The sequence below is a fragment of the Treponema porcinum genome, from assembly GCF_900167145.1.
GTDB classification, from domain to species: Bacteria; Spirochaetota; Spirochaetia; order Treponematales; family Treponemataceae; genus Treponema_D; species Treponema_D porcinum.
The window spans coordinates 85,750-105,904 of sequence record NZ_FUWG01000011.1 but is presented as its reverse complement, the minus strand read 5'-3'; the positions used below and the strand labels follow the sequence as shown (position 1 = coordinate 105,904).

At 36.5% G+C, this 20,155-nt stretch carries 23 protein-coding genes and 1 tRNA gene; 4 read left to right on the top strand and 20 right to left on the bottom strand.

Features of this window, described 5'->3' with window-relative positions:
• Nucleotide 1: 1 nt before the first annotated feature.
• From B5D55_RS08185 to nusG, 12 genes are all read right to left on the bottom strand, one after another.
• Nucleotides 2-553 carry an acyltransferase gene (locus B5D55_RS08185; protein WP_078933518.1) on the bottom strand — a complete coding sequence of 184 codons (552 nt, stop codon included), beginning with the start codon at nucleotides 551-553 and terminating at the stop codon, nucleotides 2-4.
• 32 nt (nucleotides 554-585) lie between these two features.
• Nucleotides 586-906: a hypothetical protein gene (locus B5D55_RS11610; protein WP_159446190.1), complete on the bottom strand. Its 321-nt coding sequence runs from the start codon at nucleotides 904-906 to the stop codon at nucleotides 586-588.
• 266 nt (nucleotides 907-1,172) lie between these two features.
• Entirely contained in the window at nucleotides 1,173-2,072 is a 900-nt protein-coding gene (locus B5D55_RS08175) for a glycosyltransferase family 2 protein (protein ID WP_078933516.1), read from the bottom strand.
• Nucleotides 2,073-2,080: 8 nt separating this feature from the next.
• The gene (locus B5D55_RS08170) at nucleotides 2,081-2,575 is read right to left on the bottom strand and encodes a GNAT family N-acetyltransferase (RefSeq protein WP_078933515.1); all 495 of its coding nucleotides are present in this window, start codon (nucleotides 2,573-2,575) and stop codon (nucleotides 2,081-2,083) included.
• Between the two features lie 225 nt (nucleotides 2,576-2,800).
• Entirely contained in the window at nucleotides 2,801-3,931 is a 1,131-nt protein-coding gene (locus tag B5D55_RS08165; RefSeq protein WP_078933514.1) for a DegT/DnrJ/EryC1/StrS family aminotransferase, read from the bottom strand.
• 66 nt (nucleotides 3,932-3,997) lie between these two features.
• Nucleotides 3,998-4,936 (bottom strand): DegT/DnrJ/EryC1/StrS aminotransferase family protein, encoded by a 939-nt coding sequence (locus B5D55_RS08160; protein ID WP_200805308.1) that lies wholly within the window; start codon nucleotides 4,934-4,936, stop codon nucleotides 3,998-4,000.
• Nucleotides 4,906-5,163 carry a DegT/DnrJ/EryC1/StrS family aminotransferase gene (locus tag B5D55_RS11980; protein ID WP_200805307.1) on the bottom strand — a complete coding sequence of 86 codons (258 nt, stop codon included), beginning with the start codon at nucleotides 5,161-5,163 and terminating at the stop codon, nucleotides 4,906-4,908. The genes B5D55_RS08160 and B5D55_RS11980 overlap by 31 nt, the downstream gene beginning before the upstream one ends.
• A gap of 26 nt (nucleotides 5,164-5,189) precedes the next feature.
• A complete protein-coding gene (locus B5D55_RS08155; RefSeq protein ID WP_143593283.1) occupies nucleotides 5,190-6,707 on the bottom strand; it encodes a lipopolysaccharide biosynthesis protein in 1,518 nt (505 codons plus the stop codon).
• 4 nt (nucleotides 6,708-6,711) lie between these two features.
• Complete coding sequence (locus B5D55_RS08150) at nucleotides 6,712-7,752, bottom strand: WaaS/CpsH family glycosyltransferase (RefSeq protein WP_078933512.1); 1,041 nt, start codon at nucleotides 7,750-7,752, stop codon at nucleotides 6,712-6,714.
• Complete coding sequence (locus tag B5D55_RS08145) at nucleotides 7,749-8,783, bottom strand: SDR family NAD(P)-dependent oxidoreductase (RefSeq protein WP_078933511.1); 1,035 nt, start codon at nucleotides 8,781-8,783, stop codon at nucleotides 7,749-7,751. Before B5D55_RS08145 ends, B5D55_RS08150 begins: the two co-directional genes overlap by 4 nt.
• Before the next feature lie 7 nt (nucleotides 8,784-8,790).
• The gene (locus B5D55_RS08140; protein ID WP_078933510.1) at nucleotides 8,791-9,984 is read right to left on the bottom strand and encodes a nucleotide sugar dehydrogenase; all 1,194 of its coding nucleotides are present in this window, start codon (nucleotides 9,982-9,984) and stop codon (nucleotides 8,791-8,793) included.
• 275 nt (nucleotides 9,985-10,259) lie between these two features.
• Nucleotides 10,260-10,772 (bottom strand): transcription termination/antitermination protein NusG, encoded by a 513-nt coding sequence (nusG, locus tag B5D55_RS08135; protein WP_078933509.1) that lies wholly within the window; start codon nucleotides 10,770-10,772, stop codon nucleotides 10,260-10,262.
• A gap of 432 nt (nucleotides 10,773-11,204) precedes the next feature.
• Between nusG and B5D55_RS08130 the strand changes: the two genes are divergently transcribed.
• The 3 genes from B5D55_RS08130 (at nucleotide 11,205) to B5D55_RS08120 (ending at nucleotide 13,058) form a co-directional block, all read left to right on the top strand.
• Nucleotides 11,205-11,543: a helix-turn-helix domain-containing protein gene (locus B5D55_RS08130; protein WP_078933508.1), complete on the top strand. Its 339-nt coding sequence runs from the start codon at nucleotides 11,205-11,207 to the stop codon at nucleotides 11,541-11,543.
• Nucleotides 11,544-11,579: 36 nt separating this feature from the next.
• Nucleotides 11,580-12,134 (top strand): hypothetical protein, encoded by a 555-nt coding sequence (locus B5D55_RS08125; protein ID WP_078933507.1) that lies wholly within the window; start codon nucleotides 11,580-11,582, stop codon nucleotides 12,132-12,134.
• A gap of 210 nt (nucleotides 12,135-12,344) precedes the next feature.
• The gene (locus tag B5D55_RS08120; RefSeq protein ID WP_078933506.1) at nucleotides 12,345-13,058 is read left to right on the top strand and encodes a DNA-binding domain-containing protein; all 714 of its coding nucleotides are present in this window, start codon (nucleotides 12,345-12,347) and stop codon (nucleotides 13,056-13,058) included.
• A gap of 173 nt (nucleotides 13,059-13,231) precedes the next feature.
• On the opposite strand, the gene B5D55_RS08115 is transcribed toward B5D55_RS08120, so the two are convergent.
• Together B5D55_RS08115 and B5D55_RS11605 are read right to left on the bottom strand one after the other, a co-directional pair.
• Nucleotides 13,232-13,801, bottom strand: a complete 570-nt coding sequence (locus tag B5D55_RS08115) for a hypothetical protein (protein WP_078933505.1) — start codon at nucleotides 13,799-13,801, stop codon at nucleotides 13,232-13,234.
• Nucleotides 13,798-13,971, bottom strand: a complete 174-nt coding sequence (locus B5D55_RS11605; protein WP_159446189.1) for a hypothetical protein — start codon at nucleotides 13,969-13,971, stop codon at nucleotides 13,798-13,800. Before B5D55_RS11605 ends, B5D55_RS08115 begins: the two co-directional genes overlap by 4 nt.
• 431 nt (nucleotides 13,972-14,402) lie before the next feature.
• Here B5D55_RS11605 and B5D55_RS11600 point away from each other — a divergent pair, with 431 nt between their 5' ends.
• Nucleotides 14,403-14,594, top strand: coding sequence for a hypothetical protein (locus B5D55_RS11600; protein WP_078933504.1), 192 nt, complete (start codon nucleotides 14,403-14,405; stop codon nucleotides 14,592-14,594).
• 14 nt (nucleotides 14,595-14,608) lie between these two features.
• Here B5D55_RS11600 and B5D55_RS08105 read toward each other — a convergent pair whose 3' ends face one another.
• The 6 genes from B5D55_RS08105 to flgD all read right to left on the bottom strand — a co-directional run bounded on the left by B5D55_RS08105 (nucleotide 14,609) and on the right by flgD (nucleotide 20,095).
• Nucleotides 14,609-15,469, bottom strand: a complete 861-nt coding sequence (locus B5D55_RS08105; RefSeq protein WP_078933503.1) for an RsmB/NOP family class I SAM-dependent RNA methyltransferase — start codon at nucleotides 15,467-15,469, stop codon at nucleotides 14,609-14,611.
• 26 nt (nucleotides 15,470-15,495) lie between these two features.
• The gene (locus B5D55_RS08100) at nucleotides 15,496-16,833 is read right to left on the bottom strand and encodes a glycoside hydrolase family 3 N-terminal domain-containing protein (protein WP_078933530.1); all 1,338 of its coding nucleotides are present in this window, start codon (nucleotides 16,831-16,833) and stop codon (nucleotides 15,496-15,498) included.
• Nucleotides 16,834-16,864: 31 nt separating this feature from the next.
• On the bottom strand, nucleotides 16,865-17,818 hold the full coding sequence (locus B5D55_RS08095) for a tRNA modification radical SAM protein MnmL/YtqA (RefSeq protein ID WP_159446188.1): 954 nt from the start codon (nucleotides 17,816-17,818) through the stop codon (nucleotides 16,865-16,867).
• 44 nt (nucleotides 17,819-17,862) lie between these two features.
• Nucleotides 17,863-17,935, bottom strand: a tRNA-Phe gene (locus tag B5D55_RS08090).
• Nucleotides 17,936-18,218: 283 nt separating this feature from the next.
• Nucleotides 18,219-19,610, bottom strand: coding sequence for a flagellar hook protein FlgE (gene flgE / locus B5D55_RS08085; RefSeq protein WP_078933501.1), 1,392 nt, complete (start codon nucleotides 19,608-19,610; stop codon nucleotides 18,219-18,221).
• A gap of 32 nt (nucleotides 19,611-19,642) precedes the next feature.
• On the bottom strand, nucleotides 19,643-20,095 hold the full coding sequence (gene flgD / locus B5D55_RS08080) for a flagellar hook assembly protein FlgD (RefSeq protein ID WP_407701171.1): 453 nt from the start codon (nucleotides 20,093-20,095) through the stop codon (nucleotides 19,643-19,645).
• Between the last annotated feature and the right edge of the window lie 60 nt (nucleotides 20,096-20,155).

Sequence of the window (20,155 nt, the reverse complement as noted above, 5' to 3'; positions counted from 1 at the left end):
TTTAACCTTTTTTAGCTTTTATAGTTCCATTACTGAGCAATATTGAATTATCAGGAATGTTTCTAAAAACAACACTACCAGCCCCTATAACACAATTGCTTCCAATTGAAACGTCTTTCAGTATTGTCACATTGCTGCCAATCCATACATTTTCACCGATAAAGATTTTTCCGCTTGAAAACCCTTGTTTTCTTATAGGACTGTTTTCGTCCATATAATTGTGATTATGGTCATAGAGGCGGACATTTTCTCCAAAAATGCAATTATCCCCAATCAGAATCCCCCCCCCGACAGAATTCACGGAACAAAAATTATTGAAGAACACATTGTCGCCAATCTCAACATTTCCGTTTTCAATTCTTATATAAAAATAATCTCTTGCAAAAAAACTATTTCCAACTGAAAACCGGCTTTTATCATCCATAACAAGGCTTGCCCCTTTATGAAAACGAACATTTCTGCCAATCAAAAAACGATTTCCATACCGAACTTTTGCGAAAAGCAGAAAAGAGAATTCTTTCAGACGGTTAATGACACGTAAAATAATTAACATTTTGAATGACCTAAAAATCACCTTGAGAAAATTTATCCAGCAAATTCTGAACAACGCTTTACCAATGCTTCTTTATATGGAAGATAGTCTTTCTTTACTGGAGGATTCAAACAATCAATTCCATTTTTATTTTCTAGTTTGTCTTTGTTCAGATTTATAACATTTAACAAATCAATCAGTTTTTCCCATCCGATACTTTGAAATTTCATCTTCATTTTTGTTCTGCACATAGATAACCGGAGTTTCCATTCCTGTACACGGAAGCACACGATGAATTCTTGAAGTAACCACGAGTTTTGCATCCGCATATTTTTTAAGCAGCCTGTCTGCCTCTGAAAAATAATAGTCATCATTTTTCCTGCCTCATACAGATGAGACACATATCCTGAGTTAAGCAAAATTTCTTCAAGGAACAATTTTTTATATTGCATGAAAAAAGCAGATAAAAGATAGAAATTTTTGAGAGAGATATTGCTATACTTCTTTTTTAATATGATGTTTATTTTTCTGAAATTCTTCAATCAAAAGAAAAGCACTTTCAAGTTATAAATCAAATTGTCTTTTCCTGCATAAAAGACTGGGTCAACAAATATTTAAATACTTATAGTTTATTACAGATTTATTTTCTTTTAATTGTTTTTTGCATTATTATAAAGTTAGTAACAATGATATTTTCAAGTTTTAATATACATCGTAGAATTTGATAACCAACAAGATGCACTATATTGGCATTTATCATAAATCCTTCTTTTTTTGCCAATCTATAAAACATATAACTATCTGAAATTGAACAATCATTAAGGTTAAATGGTTCTTTAAAAAAGGCATGCCTTGCTTCTTGAATTACATTTGTTGCTAATTGTTTTTGCTTTTCTTTTTTTTCTGGTGTTGCCATTTCTGGCAACCTATAAATAATCAATTTCTTTGAAAGATTATGAACTTTATAAGATTTCATTATTCTTATCCATAATTCATAATCTTGCGAATATCTAAAATTTGAATTGTATTTATTTAACTTTAATACTTCAGCCTTTAACATAACCGAAGAATGAAAAAAAGGATTAAAAATACAAGCAGAATATTTGATTGCGGTATCATTTATGGGAAATTTATAAAATCCTACGATTTTTCCATTTTCCTTCATATTCCATGCATTCGTACCACACATATCGATTTCAGGATGTTTTTCCAAATATTCAACTTGTTCTTTTATTCTATTTTTTAATGAAATATCATCCGCATCCATTCGAGCAATATATTTGCCAGTGCATAAATCTATCATATTATTTAGAGTCGTTGGTAGTTTTAAGTTTACATCATTTTTATATAATTTTATTCGTGAATCTTTCTCCCTAAAACTACATAGCATTTCATAAGTATTATCAGTAGAACAATCATCGGTTATTATTATTTCAAGATTTTTATATGATTGTTGTATAATAGAGTCTAAAGCTTCTATTAGATATTTTGATGCATTGTAACAGGGAATTATTACACTAACCAAGGGGATATTATCCATATTAATTCCTATCTAAAATTTCTTTTGTAAAAAAAACGTTCAATATCAGGACTTCTGAAAGAATCATCTAACACAAAACCTGCTTTTTGTAGCACTTCTTTTTCTTCTACACAATTTTTAATAACAAAGGCAAAAAGTTCCATCATTCCATAATCATCAATTGCTCTATTAACCATTGATATAACTGCAAATTTTTGGCTCTCACTATTCCACTCAGTATCTTCACTAGGATACATTCCTAATTCACAGATATGTTTTTGAGTATCGATATCTTTAAGATATATTGTTCCTATCGGATACCCCCCCCCCAACTCTTCATCCGAACGTTCTATAATAAATTGTTTCACTCTACCAGTTTCAACATATTCATGATAGAAACGCTCATTAGATTCTTCAGTAATTAATGTTTTATCAATACAATGTGTAATAACATTTCTATTGTTTCGCCAGTTAACAATATTCTTTCCATCCTCTAGTTTTACTTCTCTTAAAAAAAATCTCATCTTCTATTGTTCCTTTATGTTTTCTATCAGGCAAAACACAGATTTCTCAACCATTACCCTCTTAACCAATTCCAATTTGTTTATATATATATATTACACTACTGCAGGTGAGAGAAGACAGAAACTCCATGCATTGATAATTGGTCAAAGACAATTCCTAACATAGCAACTATTCTTAAAATCTCAAAGCTTGAATTTCTGTCTTTCCCATAAGTTCCTCAAATTTTATTTATTTACAAACTCAATAACCAAATCCGCAATGTGATATACATCTTTCTTTGTCAATCCCAAATGACATGGCAAAGAAATTACATGATCACTTGCATAGTCGGCTTTCGGACAAGTTCCCTTACCGTAAGAATACATGCAGTATTCAGTATTAGTAATATAATGAACACCAGGGAAAATTTCATGCTCATTCAAGAACTGCAAAAGTTCATCGCGGTTCTCAACAATAATCTGGAATATATGCTGAGAAGTTTCGCAATTTTCTGGAATACGGACAAAAGAAATCTTGTCTTTATGAGCTGAAAGCTTTTCCATATACCAGGCTGCAACCTGTCTGCGATATTTATTGCTTTCATCAAGATGTGGAAGCTGCGCAATTGCAATAGCAGCCATTACAGCGTTTCCGTTATACTTGTTGCCTACATACTCAACATCATACTTCCATTTATATGAACCAGCCCCAAAACGAGCATAAGTATCTTTATTGATTCCAAGCCATGCACGTTTTCTTGCAATCTCATCATAAGCTTTTTCCTTGAAACAAATCATTCCACTATCACCAGTAGGAAGATTTTTTACAGCCTGATAAGACCAGCATACACAATCCGCTTCTTTGCCAGGAATCACTCCATTTAAGCGGGTTCCTGCCATATGGGCTGCATCAAGAACAAGTGCAAGATTATGTTCTTTACAAATCTTAACGATTTCTTCATAGCGTCCAGTGTTTCCACCAAAAGCAACAAAACAAACGGCGCGAGTTTTCGGTGTAATCTTCTTTACTACATCATCAGGATCAAGACACATTGTATCATCTACATCTGCAAAAACAGCATGAAGATTTGCTTTCAATATTGCGTGATTCGTAGAAACAAATGTGAGTGGTGTAGAAATAACTTCATCTCCATCTGCCCAGCCTTTTTCTGATTTCAAGATATTGAAAGCGAGGTTCAATGCCGCTGTAGCACTATTCAGATAATATGCATTTGGAAGCCCTGTATATTTCTTCCAAAGCTCCTCAAATTCTACTGTCTTAAATCCCATGCCTGTCCAGCCTCGTTCCAAACATTCACGAATCTGGCTCAAACATGCCTCGACATCAAAAACTGGCTTGAAAACTTGTATAGCCATTTGTAATCCTCCAGAGATTTCACTGTGTATTTTTACCAGTGAAACCTTTTGAAGAATCACTGGATTTTATAAGTTTTTAATTTTTCCGAACTCTTTAATTTTGTCACAGATGAAAGATACTTCATCTAAAGACAGCGACTGATGAAGCGGCAGATTCAATGTATGTTCTGCAGCCCAATCAGCATTCGGGCAATCAGCCGTTACTCCATAACCACTTACATGGTGAAGTGGATAATAACGGTAAGTTGTATAAATATCGTTGTCACGCAAATATTTTGCAAGATCATCACGGAATTCATTATTAAGTTGTATGTGATAGAAATAATAAGAAGTCGTACAATAAGAAGGCAGTTCTGGTGGAGTCATAATCCACTCAACTTCAGAAAGTTGCTCTGTATAAGCGTCATTGCAAGCCTTTCGCTTCTCCATAAATTCCGGTAAACGGTCTAACTGAACAAGAGCCATAGAAGCGGTAATATCATTCATAATTGCACGGTGTCCAAAACAAGAAATATCAAAGTTCCACCATTTCTTATCTACCGTATTTGAATAACCGCTCTTGCTTTCCAATCCAAAATAAAGGAGTTTATCAGCCTTATTTTTGATTTCCGGATCCTTAAAATGCAAAATGGAACCATCACCGCAAACAAGAATCTTCATAGCATCAAATGACCACATTCCCATGTCACCGATTGTTCCCAAGTGCTGACCTTTATAGCTTGAACATACACCTGGTGCACAATCCTCAATTACCTTAAGATTGTAGGCTTTTGCCAAGGCCATGATTTCGTCCATTTCGCAAGGAATTCCGCCGTAGTGAAGCAGAAGTAATGCCTTAGTATTTTTTGTTATCTTCTTCTCAATTAACTCCGCTGTAGTATTTAATGTTCTTTTATCAACATCACACAGAACAAGTTTTGCTCCGGCATCACAAACTGCATTACCGGCACCAACAAAACTTACGGTTGGTACAATTACCTCGTCAGATGTACCCCCCCCCCACACATCATTTTATACTTGTCACCGATGCCAAATAAGCTCATTGAAGAAAACAATCCTTCGCTGCAACAGTTTGTTGAGACAACATGAGTCTTATCAGATTTAATGTGAGAAGCAAATTTTTCCTCAAATTCTGCGGTTAATTTACCTTTACCGAGCCAGTTTGAGTCAAATACTTCTTTGATTTTTGCCAATTCTCTTTCGCCAAGAGAAGGCTGATAAACATTTATCATTGTGGATTCCTCCTAATAATGCATATTTATTTTTTTATGTATGAATTAAGTTTGCGTAATACTATGCAAACACTTTTTCGATCAACAACTGTTATAGCAATTCCAGCAAACAATACAGAAGAAATAAATAAAACTATTGCATGTATAAACCAGAACAACAAATTCGAAATATCAGGTGCAATTCTTGTGTAAGTAAAATAAATAAAACCAATCGCAATTACAGAAACAATAATTGTCAGATAATTTCTAAAAAACAAAGATATATCAAGTTCTTTCTTAACAATTAGCAAGAAAATAACATAAAGTAGCAAATAGAACAAAGCGGAACAAAGCGGAATATATTTGTAATCAACGAATTTCGCAGTTAAAACCATCGCAATTGCAGAAATTGCTCCTGAAATAAAAATAGGGATATAAATCTTTTTATACAAACCATGAATATCAATCAACAAATCCGCAATTAACTTATGGCTAGAAAAGAAAAACTCCGTAAGCAAAGTAAACGCCATAATAGGAATGACATAATTCACTTCAGAAATATTATTTGTATATATAGAAATAAAACTCGTACTAAGACAAACAAAACAAGATGAAAAGATAATTACAACAAAGCTGATTCCTGATTGAATTACACGATACATCTTTACAACATCTTCTTTTGAATGTGTAACACGATAATTTCCAAACGGTTCTGTTACAGAACGCATAAAAGAGGAAATTACCATTTTCAAAATGTTTACAAGCGTAAAATTAATAGAATAAACACTTGCAACCTTCAGATCATAAAAGTTTGCAATCAAAAGTAATGGCAAAGAATTGATAATCTGGTATACAACTTGATTACAAAGCAAATAATTTCTATTTTGAATCTTATATGTGTTTTTCCCTTTAATAGGTTTCAACCATTCCTTTGTAAGCTGCTTGTAATAATACCTCAGAATCAGAATTGTGCAGACATTTGCAACCAAAGAACTAGCGTACATCAGAACAAAATGTTTTTTTAAAATGATAATACAGAAAATCAATCCATAATAAACGAATTTATTTACAATTGCCGCAATCGAAAACAAAAATCTTTTTTGATAAGAAGAAATAATAATATCATACCTAGAACTAAACAGAAATGTTAGTGTTGCATTTAGTCCCATTATTATTGTAGTAACAATTATTTCCCACCTAGCAAAACTTGTACTAGATTCTTGGTAAACAATGTATGGAATTGCCAACAATACTAATGAAAAGAAAATTCCAGCGATTTTTCTAAAAAATCTGGAAGAAGAATCAACTATGATATTCATCTGGTCATAGTCTTTTTTTGCAAGCGGCTCATACAGTGCAAAAATTGATGCACCTATCATTCCAGCCTGTAAAAGTGCAAAAACATTAAGAATTTGCGTGATAAAAGCTGTAAGACCGTTTACCTCAGAACCAAAAGTTTTAATAACAAGTCGAGGAACAATCAAACCAAATATCATAGCAATTACTTGCTCAATAATATTCAAACTTGTACTAAGTAATGTATTTTTTATGCGTGAATCAGACATTTTCTTAAAGCGTACTATCGATTGTTTCAATCATTCTATCGGTTGAAAATCTTTCTATAAATTTCTGATTGTCATATTCACAATCTTTCTTAATCCATTTAAAATCTATAGTTTCCATATCCTTATAAACTTGAATATTACCCGTTGCCATAGCATCTGACCATTCCGAATCTAACAGTTCTGTACAATTTGTTAGCAGCTTTCTTTTATAAAGCATACACATAGAAAAACGTGTTGTTGGTGATGAACCATTCTTTTGCAATGCTTCAAATGTACATCTTGCATTTAGTGTATGTTTTATAAAATCTTCAAAAGAAAGATATTCATTATAGTGGATTTCATCCTTATATTTTTGATTTTCTTCTTTGACACCAAAAATCCAAAAATCAAGTTTTAAATTATGAACTTTTAGTTTTTCATAAACAGACAGAATGTCGTCTAATCGATCTTTGGCAGCACCAATAAAAGTCACATCATACTGTGGCACAACATCAAAATCAGAGCCAAAAAGTTTTTCAGTTATTTGATATGAATATGGCTCCAAACAATAAGTGAAACCATATTTTCTACATTCCGATTTATCAAAAGAATAAACTTTATCAAAAGCTCTGTTAAAATCATCTTCTGTCACCAAGAAAGATGATAATACATCCGCCAAATAAGTTACAATTTTACAATCGGGATATTTTTCTCTAACATAGTCAACTATACTAATTCCAAAATATTCAAAAACTCTAGCACAAATTATAATACAATTTAGATTGTTTAATTCTTCCGAATTTTCGAACAACTTATCGAAAGCTTTTATTGATTTTCTATCTGCATATTTTTTTACTTTTGGAACAATTACGTTTTTTAACTTTTTAGGAATCCAAAATGATGTTTTTCTTGACGTAATAAGACGATAACAGAAATTATCTCTATATGAAAATTTAAAATCTATTAAGAAAAGCTTATCTACCCCTCCATAGAGAACATAATTTTCAACTTTGTTATGATTTATCATTAAAAAGTTATTTTTCATATACATACCAAAAACTATCAATAATAATTTTTATACCATTTAGCAAATTCTGACAGCCCACTTTTTATTGTTGTAGTGGGCTTAAATCCAAAATCTTTTTCAAAATCTACCGTATCAGCAAAAGTCTGATATACATCCCCAGGCTGCATTGGTAAGAACTCTTTTTCAACAGGCTTATCTATTACCCCTGCTTCTTTCAAACATTCTTCAAGCGTATTTACAAAATTAAGTAAATCCTCTGGGGTACTATTACCAATGTTGTAGACTTTATAAGGGACACCATCTTCTGTTTTTTCTGGAATTTTCTGCATTACAGCTGTAACACCACGAACTATATCATCTACATAAGTGAAATCGCGTTTCATATCTCCATTGTTGTAAATCTGAATTGGTTCACCTTTTACAATCTTGTTTGTAAACTTGAAATAAGCCATATCAGGACGACCAGCAGGCCCGTAAACAGTGAAGAATCTTAATCCAGTAGAAGGAATACCATAAAGTTTTGAATAGGCATGTGCAAAAAGCTCGTTTGATTTTTTTGTTGCTGCATATAAAGAAACAGGATTGTCAACTTTATCGTCTGTTGAATATGGGACTTTTTTATTTGAACCATAAACGGAAGAACTTGAAGCATAAACAAGATGCCTAACACCAGATTTTCCATCATCATACGAATGACGACATGCTTCAAGGATATTGAAAAAACCGATTACATTGCTCTGAATGTAGGCATCTGGATTAGTAATTGAATATCGGACTCCAGCCTGTGCTGCAAGGTTTACAACAAGAGCTGGTGAATATTTTTCAAAAACATCATCAACAAGTTTTTTATCTGAAATATCACCTTTTATAAAGGTATAATTTGAATAATTCTTTAACTGATTTAAGCGATATTCTTTTAGAGCAACATCGTAATAATCGTTCATATTGTCTATGCCGATTATTTTAATGTCATTATATTGCTCCAGTAGAACACGACAAAGATTTGAACCTATAAATCCACTTGCTCCAGTTATAAGGATTGTTTTCCCATTCAATTCTATCTTACTCATTTTTTCCTTAATCTCTACCCATTAAATCTCGTGTATAAATCTTATCTGAAACATCAGCAAGCTCTTCTGCATTGCGGTTTGCTATAATCACATCACATTCAGTTTTGAACTTCTGAAAATCAGTTTCAACCTTTGAATTAAAAAAAGATTCTTCATGCAAAGTAGGCTCGTAAACCACAACCTCAATTCCTTTCGCCTTAATTCGCTTCATAACACCTTGAATAGCACTGGCACGGAAGTTATCACTGTTTGACTTCATGGTAAGACGGTAGATTCCAACTTTCTTTGGATTTCTATCAATAATCATCTGTGCAATGTGGTCTTTTCTTGTTGTATTTGACTGAACAATCGCACTGATAAGGTTCTGCGGCACATCATTATAGTTTGCCAAAAGCTGTTTTGTATCTTTTGGAAGACAATAACCACCATAACCGAAACTAGGATTGTTATAAAAATCACCAATTCGAGGATCTAAAGAAACTCCCTGAATAATTGACTTTGTATCAAGCCCCTTTACTTCGGCATAAGTATCAAGTTCATTGAAGTAACTAACACGAAGAGCAAGGTATGTGTTTGCAAAAAGTTTTACTGCTTCAGCCTCAGTGAAACCCATAAAAAGAGTTGGCACATTCTGTTTAATTGCTCCTTCCTGCAGAAGTTTTGCAAAAGTTTTTGCAGCATCTACAAGTCGATCATCTTCCAAATCTGTTCCAACTACAATGCGACTTGGATAAAGATTGTCATAAAGAGCTTTTGATTCTCGCAAGAATTCCGGTGCAAAAATTATATTTTTTGTATTGTATTTTTCTCGAACAGATTTTGTGTATCCAACAGGAATTGTCGATTTTATAATCATTATTGCATTTGGATTCACTTCTAGAACTAATTCAACTACCTGTTCAACAAATTTTGTATCAAAAAAGTTGAGTTTCGGATCGTAATTGGTTGGTGTTGCAATGATTATAAGGTCAGCATCTTTGTATGCTGATTTTCCGTCAGTGGTAGCCACCAAATCCAGTTTTTTGTTTGCAAGAAAATCTTCTATTTCGTTATCTTGAATTGGTGATTTATGATTATTGATTAAATCCACCTTTTCCTGCACAACATCAACGGCAACAACTTTGTTATGTTGAGCCAACAATGTCGCTAATGACAAACCAACATACCCTGTACCAGCTACGGCGATTTTATTTACTGTCAAATATTTTTGTCCTTAAATAAATAAAAAATTACTAAGTTTTTCTATTATCTTTTTTTTACAATTTAATAAAACATGGTCTGTATATATCTTTTTAAAGACACCTTCTCCATTGGCAAGCGGTCGTTATTTCAGACCTTGCCCTGCAATGGAACTGTTCACCACCTGACTTACGTGCTTCAACCAAACTCCGCGTCAAACAATGGTTGCCTTTAATTATATTATAATACGATTTATTACTTTAGGTTGTCAATATTCAAATTATGAACAATCGAATTTTACTTTTTCTGGATTTCCTGATACGACAGGCTTAAAATCCGTTTTCCGTCCATAAGCGTAACTGCAAAATTTATGCGCTTATTAGACCTGTTCACATCCGAAATAAAGCCTTCCATTCCTTTGAACAATCCGTCTACAATTACAACCCTGTCGTTTACATCAAACTGGACATTTACAACAGGAATAACGCTTCCATATTTTAAAAATGAAGTCACAAGGTCGGTATCTTTTGCAGAAAGCGGTTTCATTCCATTATCATGAGGAAGAAAATCAATAAAACCTTCTTCATCTTTTATATCCTGGATTCTTGAAATATTATCCGTTTCCCAAAAAACATAACCTGGAAACAACGGATCAATATATTCCTTGCCGCTTTTTAACCTTATCTGCTTTCCAACACAATGTAGTTTGCCATTCTCCTCCTCTGGAAAAGAATCAAAGACAGCTTGTACTTTTTCTATAAATTGTTTTTCAAAACCGGTTCTAACCCAAATGCAGTAAAAATTGCTCATTATCCAACTCTTCGCCTTTTCAATTCAATAAGAATAATAGCATATTTTTTTGATTAAGTCAGTAAAGCGTTCAAGTTTTGAATAAATCACCATCGCCTGTCAGTAAAATCTTTTATGTCGCTCAATACTTTCTTTATCGTCCAAAAACATTTTCAGGAGCGTACATCCGTAAAATACTGAGCGCCCAAAAAGATTATGCGGAACGCCGCAGAACATTTTCTTGTACAGCGCTCAATATTTTGCAAAGCAGTGCATAATACTCTTCAAAAAACAAAAAATATTTTTATTTTCTTATACTTTTATATAATTTCTATTGACATATAATACAATATAACTTATACTTATAATTGTAAGGCGATTAACTGCTCCCGTCTTACACGAAAGGAAACCACAAAAGGTTTCAATTTTAGCCTAATATAGGAGAAGGCTGTTATGGCAGAAGTAAAAGAAAATCTTTTTGCAGGGAGGGTAAAGAAACTTATGAAAGAAAACCGCTATTCACAGAAAGAACTCTGTGAAATCTGCGGTATTACAGAAGCAGCATTCAGCCGCTACATGACACAGGGCAGTTTGCCGCGAACAAAGGTGCTTGCAAATCTTGCGAACGCACTTCACACAACAAGTGACTATTTAATGGGACTTGAAAACCATTATGGTTACGATCAGCTTGAAATTCTTTTGGCTTCAAGTAAGGACAACCTTAGTCTGAACCAGAAAAAAAAGCTTGTGGATATTCTTATGGACGAGTACAAGACGGCTCAGAGTCTGTAAGGATTATAAAGGGTATGTATACATGGAGGTATACTTTTGAAAGACAACAGTGAGACAACAGAAGAAGAATCGTATGTACTTCCCAGCTGGAGAGTGAACCAGATTATTTTGATTGCCGTTCGCTTTTTGACTGATGAAGGTTACTACGAAGACGGGTTTGATTATCAGAAGGCAATTCAGAACAAAGGCATCCTGCTAAAAGCTTATTCTGCCTTTAAGCCTGAAAACCTTCTGGAGCTGCAAAAGATTTCGTTGAGCCTGTGGAAAGAGGGGTTGTGCCTTGTTGCCACAGACAGCGAAACGCAGCAAGTTTGCCGCATGATTGCCTACAATGACAGTAAGACTGCGGCAGAGATTATGCAGATAATCTTTCATGAATATGGTCACATACTTTTTGGACACACGGAACAATGCCCGAACGCAGAAGCAGAAGCAATTCTGTTTTCTGCAATAGCAACGTTCCTTATGATAGCGGAACAGCAGTTCCACATAGGTCAGCTGGTTGCAAAAGATGGCGGCGGAGAACGCTTCTTTGAAGGAATCAAGGCAGGTCTTATGGAAAACTTTGGTACACAGGGGGTGATGTTATGATATGCGCATAAAAAAAGCCTGTTTTAATAAGTGCGCCAACACAAATTAAACAAGGCTTTCCGGTCGGGAGCCAGTACTGATTCCCAATTCTTAAACTGTTAGAATTGATTATATCATTACCGGCTCTCCTTGTCAAAGAAAATCGTTCGGCGGCGATTATTCCGCTGCTCCCCAGGAGGGGTGTAATCATTTTCAAGGAGGGCATTGTATATGCTCAACATCAAAACAATCAAAAATGTCCTTGTAACGGACGAATCAAAAGACGGCTTCTGCTTCAGAAGTTCGTGCTCACAGTCTCTCAGCCAGAAAGAGCTCGCAAGCGAAATGGCTGACTGGAACTCTTCTTTCACAGAGGCAGACTATCTGGGTATGCTTTCCGTAATGGAAAACATTGTCGTAAAATACCTTGCCAAAGGTTACAGCGTTGAACTTCCTTTCGGAACTCTCAGAGCAAATGCCACAGGCACCTGTGCTAACATTCAGGACGGCTTTACGCTGGGAAGTGGGAACCACACACTTGGATTTCTGTTCAACGCAAACGAGGCGACCACCGCAAATGTAAAGGCAAAGCTCGAATACAAGCAGCTTCCGCCAGACATCACCGGTGAAGCAAAGCTCTACCGTGTAACCGCATTGAACGACGACGCAAGCGAAAGCACGAACCTTTCCGTAAGCAAAGGCAAGACACTCCGCCTGCACGGTCGTAACCTCACCTTCGACATCACGGACGAAAACCAGGGCGTATTTCTGGAAAACGAAAGCGGACTCACCCGCCTTTCAGTCTACAACCGCCGTGGTACGAATGTGGTCGATTCGCCAGTTCCGAGCGAACTTGCAGCAGGAAGCTACAACGTGAGCATCGTCACCAAGCCGGGCAACACCTACTTTACCGCAAACATTGATTCTGTTGTAACGGTAGCGTAAAAGCAAAGCCCAATGCGTAATTTTTGATTTTCAATCAGGTACGCATTGGGTTTTCAAATTATGATTAATATGAGGTTAATAATATGTCAGACAACTAATAACTTTTCTTCCATAAAAACCTCAAAAAATATATCTTATATTAAGAAACCGAACATATCTTCATACAGTTCTTTTTAGTTCAGCGGAAAATACAAAAATTTACAATTGTCGTCATAATCAGGAACTGCATATTCAAAAAAGAGTTTATCATCTATATTTTCAATTTCTTGAAAGCCGAGTCTGTTTTTATAATAACTGATTAACTTTGGTGTATTTATTGAAAATACAAATAAATCTTTACAAGCAACTTTTTCTGAAACGTATTTTACGACTGGTAAAATTAAATTCCAGAAAATAAACTCACCAGTTTTTACAGATAAACTATCTTGTAAATCAATTGTTTTATACCGTTCATCAACAGCAAAATGTGTCAATTCAATCGCCGGAATCAAAAAAGAACTTTCTTTGTCATTGTACGGCAAGGTTGCATTTTTTAGAGAAAACCATGCAACTAAATTTCTATTATTTTTATCGCGCACAAGATATGTTTTGTTTAACATCATTCTTTCATGCTTTTTTGCCATGTTTACAAGATATCTTGTTAATTGAGTTTCTTCATATTGAACCCTGAACATCTTTAATTCGTAACTATTTATTTTATCAGAAAGATGCTCAAGATAATAATCTCCAGCTTCTAAATTCATTTTGCCTTGTAATCAAATGCAGGTACGACTGGTGAAATAAAGGACTTGGATCTTTCTGCTATAGTTGTCGTATATTCATTTTTTACAGGCTTGGCATTCAAAATCTGCTTAATTGCTTTCTTTCCTTCTTTGCCTTTAAATATGATAGCCCGGACATTCATAGCATGCATAATTCACCTCCCATAAAAAGTCAAGAAGATTGTTTCAACAATCGATTGACTTTTTACGCTGTTCCGTAATGTAATGAGGAACAGCAGTTCAATACGACCGGTCAAGGCACGCTTCGCTCAAGGCCTTGACTCGCTCGTTTTCAGGGGTTGTATTAACCCCTGAATAATAAGTTTGCAACGCAAACTTTTGGTAAGATAAAGCCGCGCTATTTTAGCGGTTTTATCTTACGCTCCTGTTAGATACAAATATATAGTCAAAACTGCATAAAGTCAATTTATTAATTAAAACACCTGATTTATCTATTTTGCGACTTTTTTATTATCTACAAAACAAGCCTATTTTTCTCTGTCACCTTTGTCAAAAGTAACGGGAACAATCCCGACTGTGCTTCCAAACTGTAGGAGCGTCTTCACAATATCAGAATCGTTCTTTGCAAGCGGATTTACATCGCCTTGCCATATCACCGGCGGAATTTTTCACCGTTCCGGAAAAACAAGACTCAGCAGAAGATAAAATTCTTCCGGCGGTAAAAACAGAACTGTATCAGGTGATGTCAAAACTTACGGAAAAACAAACTGACTCCATTCTTAAAATGATTTTATCCTTGCAAAACCATGCGTAACAGGCAATTAAACGTCAAACTTTTTTATGAATAAGCGAAAACCATATTGGTCCGCAGCCGTTCTGAACATCAGGAAGAATATGAAAGCCGTATTCTGTTTTTTCAGGGTGAAGGTCAAGAGAATCTGTGCAATATGCAGAAATATCTTCGTGCAAAAAAACTTTCTCCTCAAAGGAAACGATTTCTGCATCATCAAATTTTTTTACGAGCCGAGCAATAACGCCGTCATTTTCGGCATAATTAAGGGCGCATGTAGAATAGACAATATATCCTCCGCGCTTTAAAAGGCGGTAGGCACTAGAAAGAAGCGCCCATTGTTCCATCGAAAGCGTCTTTATTCTTGCAGGTGACCATTCTCCTAAATATTTTTCATCCTGAATTACATGCCGTTCCGATGAACAGGGAACATCAAGAAGAATTCTGTCATAACATTCCGTCTGCGTAAGGCACCATTTTGCGCCGTCACTGCACGAAATTTTTACGCGCGTCTGAATATCTTCCGGCAGACAGGAAGCGCATACCGCAGAAAGACGCTGTTTTCGTGCAGAAGAACGTTCGTTGCTTACAAGAACTGCATTTTCCGGCATTCTGCTTGCAAGCACAAGCGTTTTTCCGCCGGGAGCTGCGCACAAGTCAAGGATTGATTCCGCGCCGCAAAGCGGAAGCTGTAATGCGGCAAATACGCTTGCCGGGTCAAGAAAATAGGAGTCCGTACCTCCTGCTTTCCATTCTGCATAGACAGGTTCAGAAAAAAGCGACTTTTTAAGATGTTCCCATCGCGCACCGAACAATGATGAATAATATGTTTCAAAACCGTCTTTTCCACGCAGTTTTACAGAAGTTTCTTTCGGCGAAGATTTCAAACGCTTTCCCATAGCAAGTTTCCTGTTTTCCAGACGAATTAAAAATTTTCGATATAAAGCTCACGGTTTTCGTTCCGTGCATCGTAAAAATGAACAAGCCTATCTTCTGCACTTTCTGACTGTACGCAAGGATTAATTAAATACGCTTTTCCACTCTGTTCACGCTGCCATTCCAGAATACCGTATTTTAATTTAAACAAAATCATTTTTTTTGCAGCATCAGTAATTCGTGCAGAAAAAGCTTCGTCTGCGAGAGCGTGCTCAACAAGTACTTTTGCCGGGTCTGCAATGCGTTTTTCCGAAATCATAATGCAGTCTACACCGGCTTCAATTGCCTGAACACAGGCTTTTTCCGGTGGATAACCGTTTCCGCTCAGCGCACCCATAAAAATATCATCCGAGAAAACAATCCCCTCAAAACCGTACGTATCTTTCAGAGTTTTCGTTACCCATTCGTAAGAAAGGCAGGCAGGCGTTTTTGAATCAATGCAGGAAGTACGCGCGTGTGACATAAGCATTCCAGAAGGGCGTGCAGAAACGATTTTTCTAAACGGTACAAGAAGCGAATAAAGATTTTCTTTGGAAAGGCGGATTTCTGGAAGTCCTGTATGCGGATCAGTATTTGTATTTCCCGGAAAATGCTTTGGAACTGTACCGATTCCGTTATTTTCATACGCATTTACGCACGCACGCGAATACTGCTTAACAGCAGCAGCATCACCAAAACTTCTTCCGTCAAGAAATTTCCTGTTCATATCAGTACAAATTTCAACAACTGGTGCCATATTCACAGAAAATCCAAGGCTTTTCATTTGAACTGCCTGTAGCGAATACAATCTGTATGCCTTTTCCACCGGCAGCCGCGAAGAAACGCGTTCTGCAGAAGGAAGAGGTCCGTTCAAGGTTCTAAGCCGGTTTACATATCCGCCTTCCTGGTCAACTGCAAGAAACGGCGGAATACAATCGTTTTCAATGCAAAATTCGCGGATTGAGTCAGTAAAACCAATGACTTCTTCCGGCGTTTCGGCAAGGTTATATGAAAAAAACAAATATCCGCCCGGAATGACAGGCACACCGTCTTTATAGCCGGAAGAAACGGCTGTCATCTTCTCTACAGGAACAAAAGTCCGGTCTCCCTCAAGATTTACAATAAAAAGCTGGCAGATTTTTTCCTCAAGACTCAGGGAATTCATATACTGTTCAATGGCAGCTTGTTTTTTCTGATGAACAGACGCAATTTCTTCTTTTAGCGGCAGAAGTTTTTTTCGTGCATAAATTTCTTTTTTTGTCTGCACGCGGTCTATTTTTTTTTCTGAGGACAAAGAACATGAAAGAAGGCACAGACAGCACGCGATAAAAAGCATTATTTTTTTCATAGAAGATACTATATACATTTTTACATTTTTTTTACAGTGCAGAGGACACTTCGCACGTCTTTTCTCCCTGCACAATATGATTTTCCCTTAAATATGATGTCATTTTATTATAAACGGATTTTTTGCTGGCAGTCCAAATAGGTGAAATCAAAAGTTTTTTTGCACCGTCGCCGGTAAGTCTGTGAATAACAATTCCGGGAGGAATTATTTGAAGGGCTTTTCCAAGAACATCAAAATATTCCTGCATTTCCATCGTTTTAAATTTTCCTTCGGCATAATCGGCTTCGAGTGCCGTGCCGGAAAGTACGTGCAGAAGCGAAATTTTTATTCCGTCTGTTCCGGCCATTATGCAATAACGCACCGTATCAAGCATATCGCGCTCTGTTTCGCCCGGAAGTCCAAATATTACGTGAGTAACAATGTGTATTTTGGGAGAAGCAGACTTTATTCTCCGAACAGCATCATTATATACGCAGTCAGGATATGCACGATGAATGTATGCGGCGGACAATTCGTTTGCCGTCTGAAAACCTAATTCTATAGAAACAAACGTTTTTTCCGAAAGAGAAGCAAAAAATGAAAGAATACTGTCGCTAAGGCAGTCCGGGCGCGTCGCAACGGAAAGACCTGCTATATCCGGCTGATAAAGCGCTTCCGTATATTTTTTCATTAAAAGATTTTCGTCGCCGTAAGTGCTTGTAAAATTCTGAAAATAAGCGATGAATCGCCCGACGGAGTTTTTTGCACGTACGCGCGATTTTGCCTGCTCCACCTGTAAAGGAATTGAAAGTGTCCTGTCAGCCGCAAATTCACCGGAGCCTGTACCGCTGCAGAAAATACAGCCGCCCGTTCCTTTTGTGCCGTCACGGTTCGGGCAGGTACAGCCAGCATCAAGCGAAATTTTATATACTTTGCATCCGAACTTTTCTTTATAAAAATCAGAGGCTGAATAGAAAAGTCCGTTAGAAAATACGGAAGATTTCATACGCATATAAAAAAAAAGACTTCTGAATATTTCAGAAGTCTTTTTGCCACCGGTTGGAATCGAACCAACGACACGCAGATTTTCAGTCTGCTGCTCTACCAACTGAGCTACAGCGGCGTGTTGATGTTCTATATAATATATAAAAAATAATAACGTGTCAACAGCAGAAGTATATTTTTTTGATTTTTTTTATATTAACAAATTTCATATTTTGAAAAAAAAACACCGTAAAAATCAGAAATTATCCTCTGTTTTTACGGTATTTGATTTAAGGGTTTGTTTTAACCCCTTAATGTATTGTTTTTTTTAGCGGGTAGTTAAAGCTGCAAAGTGATTTACTGCTCCGCACGAATCAGAACTACTGCACTATGTACAGAAAGTTCTGATTACATCAACTGTACTAGCGTTTCAATGAAAGGACAGTTTCAAGCAGGGTATCTGCCGTCTGAATTGTCTTTGCATTTGACTGAAAACCGCGCTGTGTTACAATCATATCAGTCATCTGCTCAGAAAGGTCAACGTTTGACATTTCAAGCGCGCCGGCAAGAAGCGTTCCCTTTCCTGCAACACCAGATTCGCCGATATTTGCCTGTCCTGAGTTGTTTGTTTCTACATACGTATTGTCGCCGGCCTTTTCAAGACCGCGGTCATTCGCAAATGTTGCCATTGCAATCTGCCCGATTACGCGGTTCGTACCGTTACTGTACACGCCTGTAATAGTACCGGTTGAATCAATCTTAAAGTTATCAAGATAACCTAATGTATAGCCATCCTGACTGTAAGCCTTTGTTGTACTTTTTGAAGCAGACTGCGTAATCGTATTCTTCATACTGCCGATTGTTCCAAGATTAATATTGAAAGTATGGCGTGTAGGATTTCCGTTCTCATCTGCTTCCGCCTCCGGTACAGTATATGAAGCCTGAAGAACAATCTCACCTTCAGTATTTGATACATTTCCGCTTGAATCAGTTACGGAGCGCAATGTTCCCATATTGTCAAATTCAACGATAAATGTATTCTGAACGCCGTCTGTTGTACCAAGACCAATACGAGTCTGAGTAAAATCAGCGTTTCCTTCATCAACGTTTACTGTTGCCTGCCAGGCATTAGGATTACCCGGTACGCGGCGGAATGAAACAGAAAGCAGATGTTCATTACCGAAACTGTCGTAAATTTTCTGCTCCGTTCCCCAAGTTCCTTTTGCAATGTCTGCTTCACTTGCACCTTCTATAATTTCAGGAGTATTTTTATTCAGGTTACAGGCAAAAAGAACATTTGAAGTTTCTCTTGCAGGATCTTTAGAACCTACAGGAATTACAAGGTCAGTCGGAGTTGCAGCTGTCTGAACAATCTGTTCGCCATTCAGGTCTCGAGCCATCCATCCCTGAACACGCATACCGTTTGCAGGATTTACAAGCGTACCATCCCTGTCAAGTCCGAATACGCCGTTTCTTGTATAAAAACTTTCTTCACCATCTTTTACAATGAAAAATCCATTTCCCTGAATTGCAACATCTGTGGAAACACCGGTTGACTGAAGATTACCCTGCGTAAAAACCTGCTCGATTGTTGCAATCGTCATACCAAGACCAACATCTTTCGGGTTTACGCCGCCAAGTTCTTCCGTAGGTTTTGCAGCCCCGGCAAGCTGCTGGCTTATCATATCTTGAAAATTAACACGTCCGCGTTTAAAACCGGTAGTATTAACATTGGAAATGTTGTTGCCGATTACATCCATTCGTGTCTGATGATTCTGAAGACCTGAAACACCAGAATAAAGTGATCTCATCATAGTATTTATTCTCCTGCTGACTTATTACCTGATTAATATCCGTATACCGCTTTGATTTTATCCAAATCGTAGTACATTCCGTTTACCATAACCTGCGGCTGAGAGCCCATCGTCGTAGCCTCAACAACTCCCCTTGCTGTTGTATCGCCTACATCAATATCAACAGTTCTTCCTATTGTTGCAGCAGCCTGAGATGAATTAATCATAGCTGCCATTTTATTGAATGACTCATTCATATTAGTCATCTGTTCCAAAGAACTGAACTGGGCCATCTGGGCTATGAACTGTGTATCTTCCATAGGATTTGTAGGGTCCTGATTGGAAAGCTGAGTAATCAGAAGCTTTAAAAAGTCATCTTTACCCAACTGCTGTGATGCTGTACGTCCATTTACAGTGTTAGCTTTGTTGAAATTGTTTACCGCATTGTCAACAGCAAACTTTTCACTTGATGTCATGGTTGTATTCAGTTTATTACTTTCCATCATATACCTCGCTTTGACTGCTTTATGCAACGGCAAAAAGCACGTCTTTTATAACATCGGAAT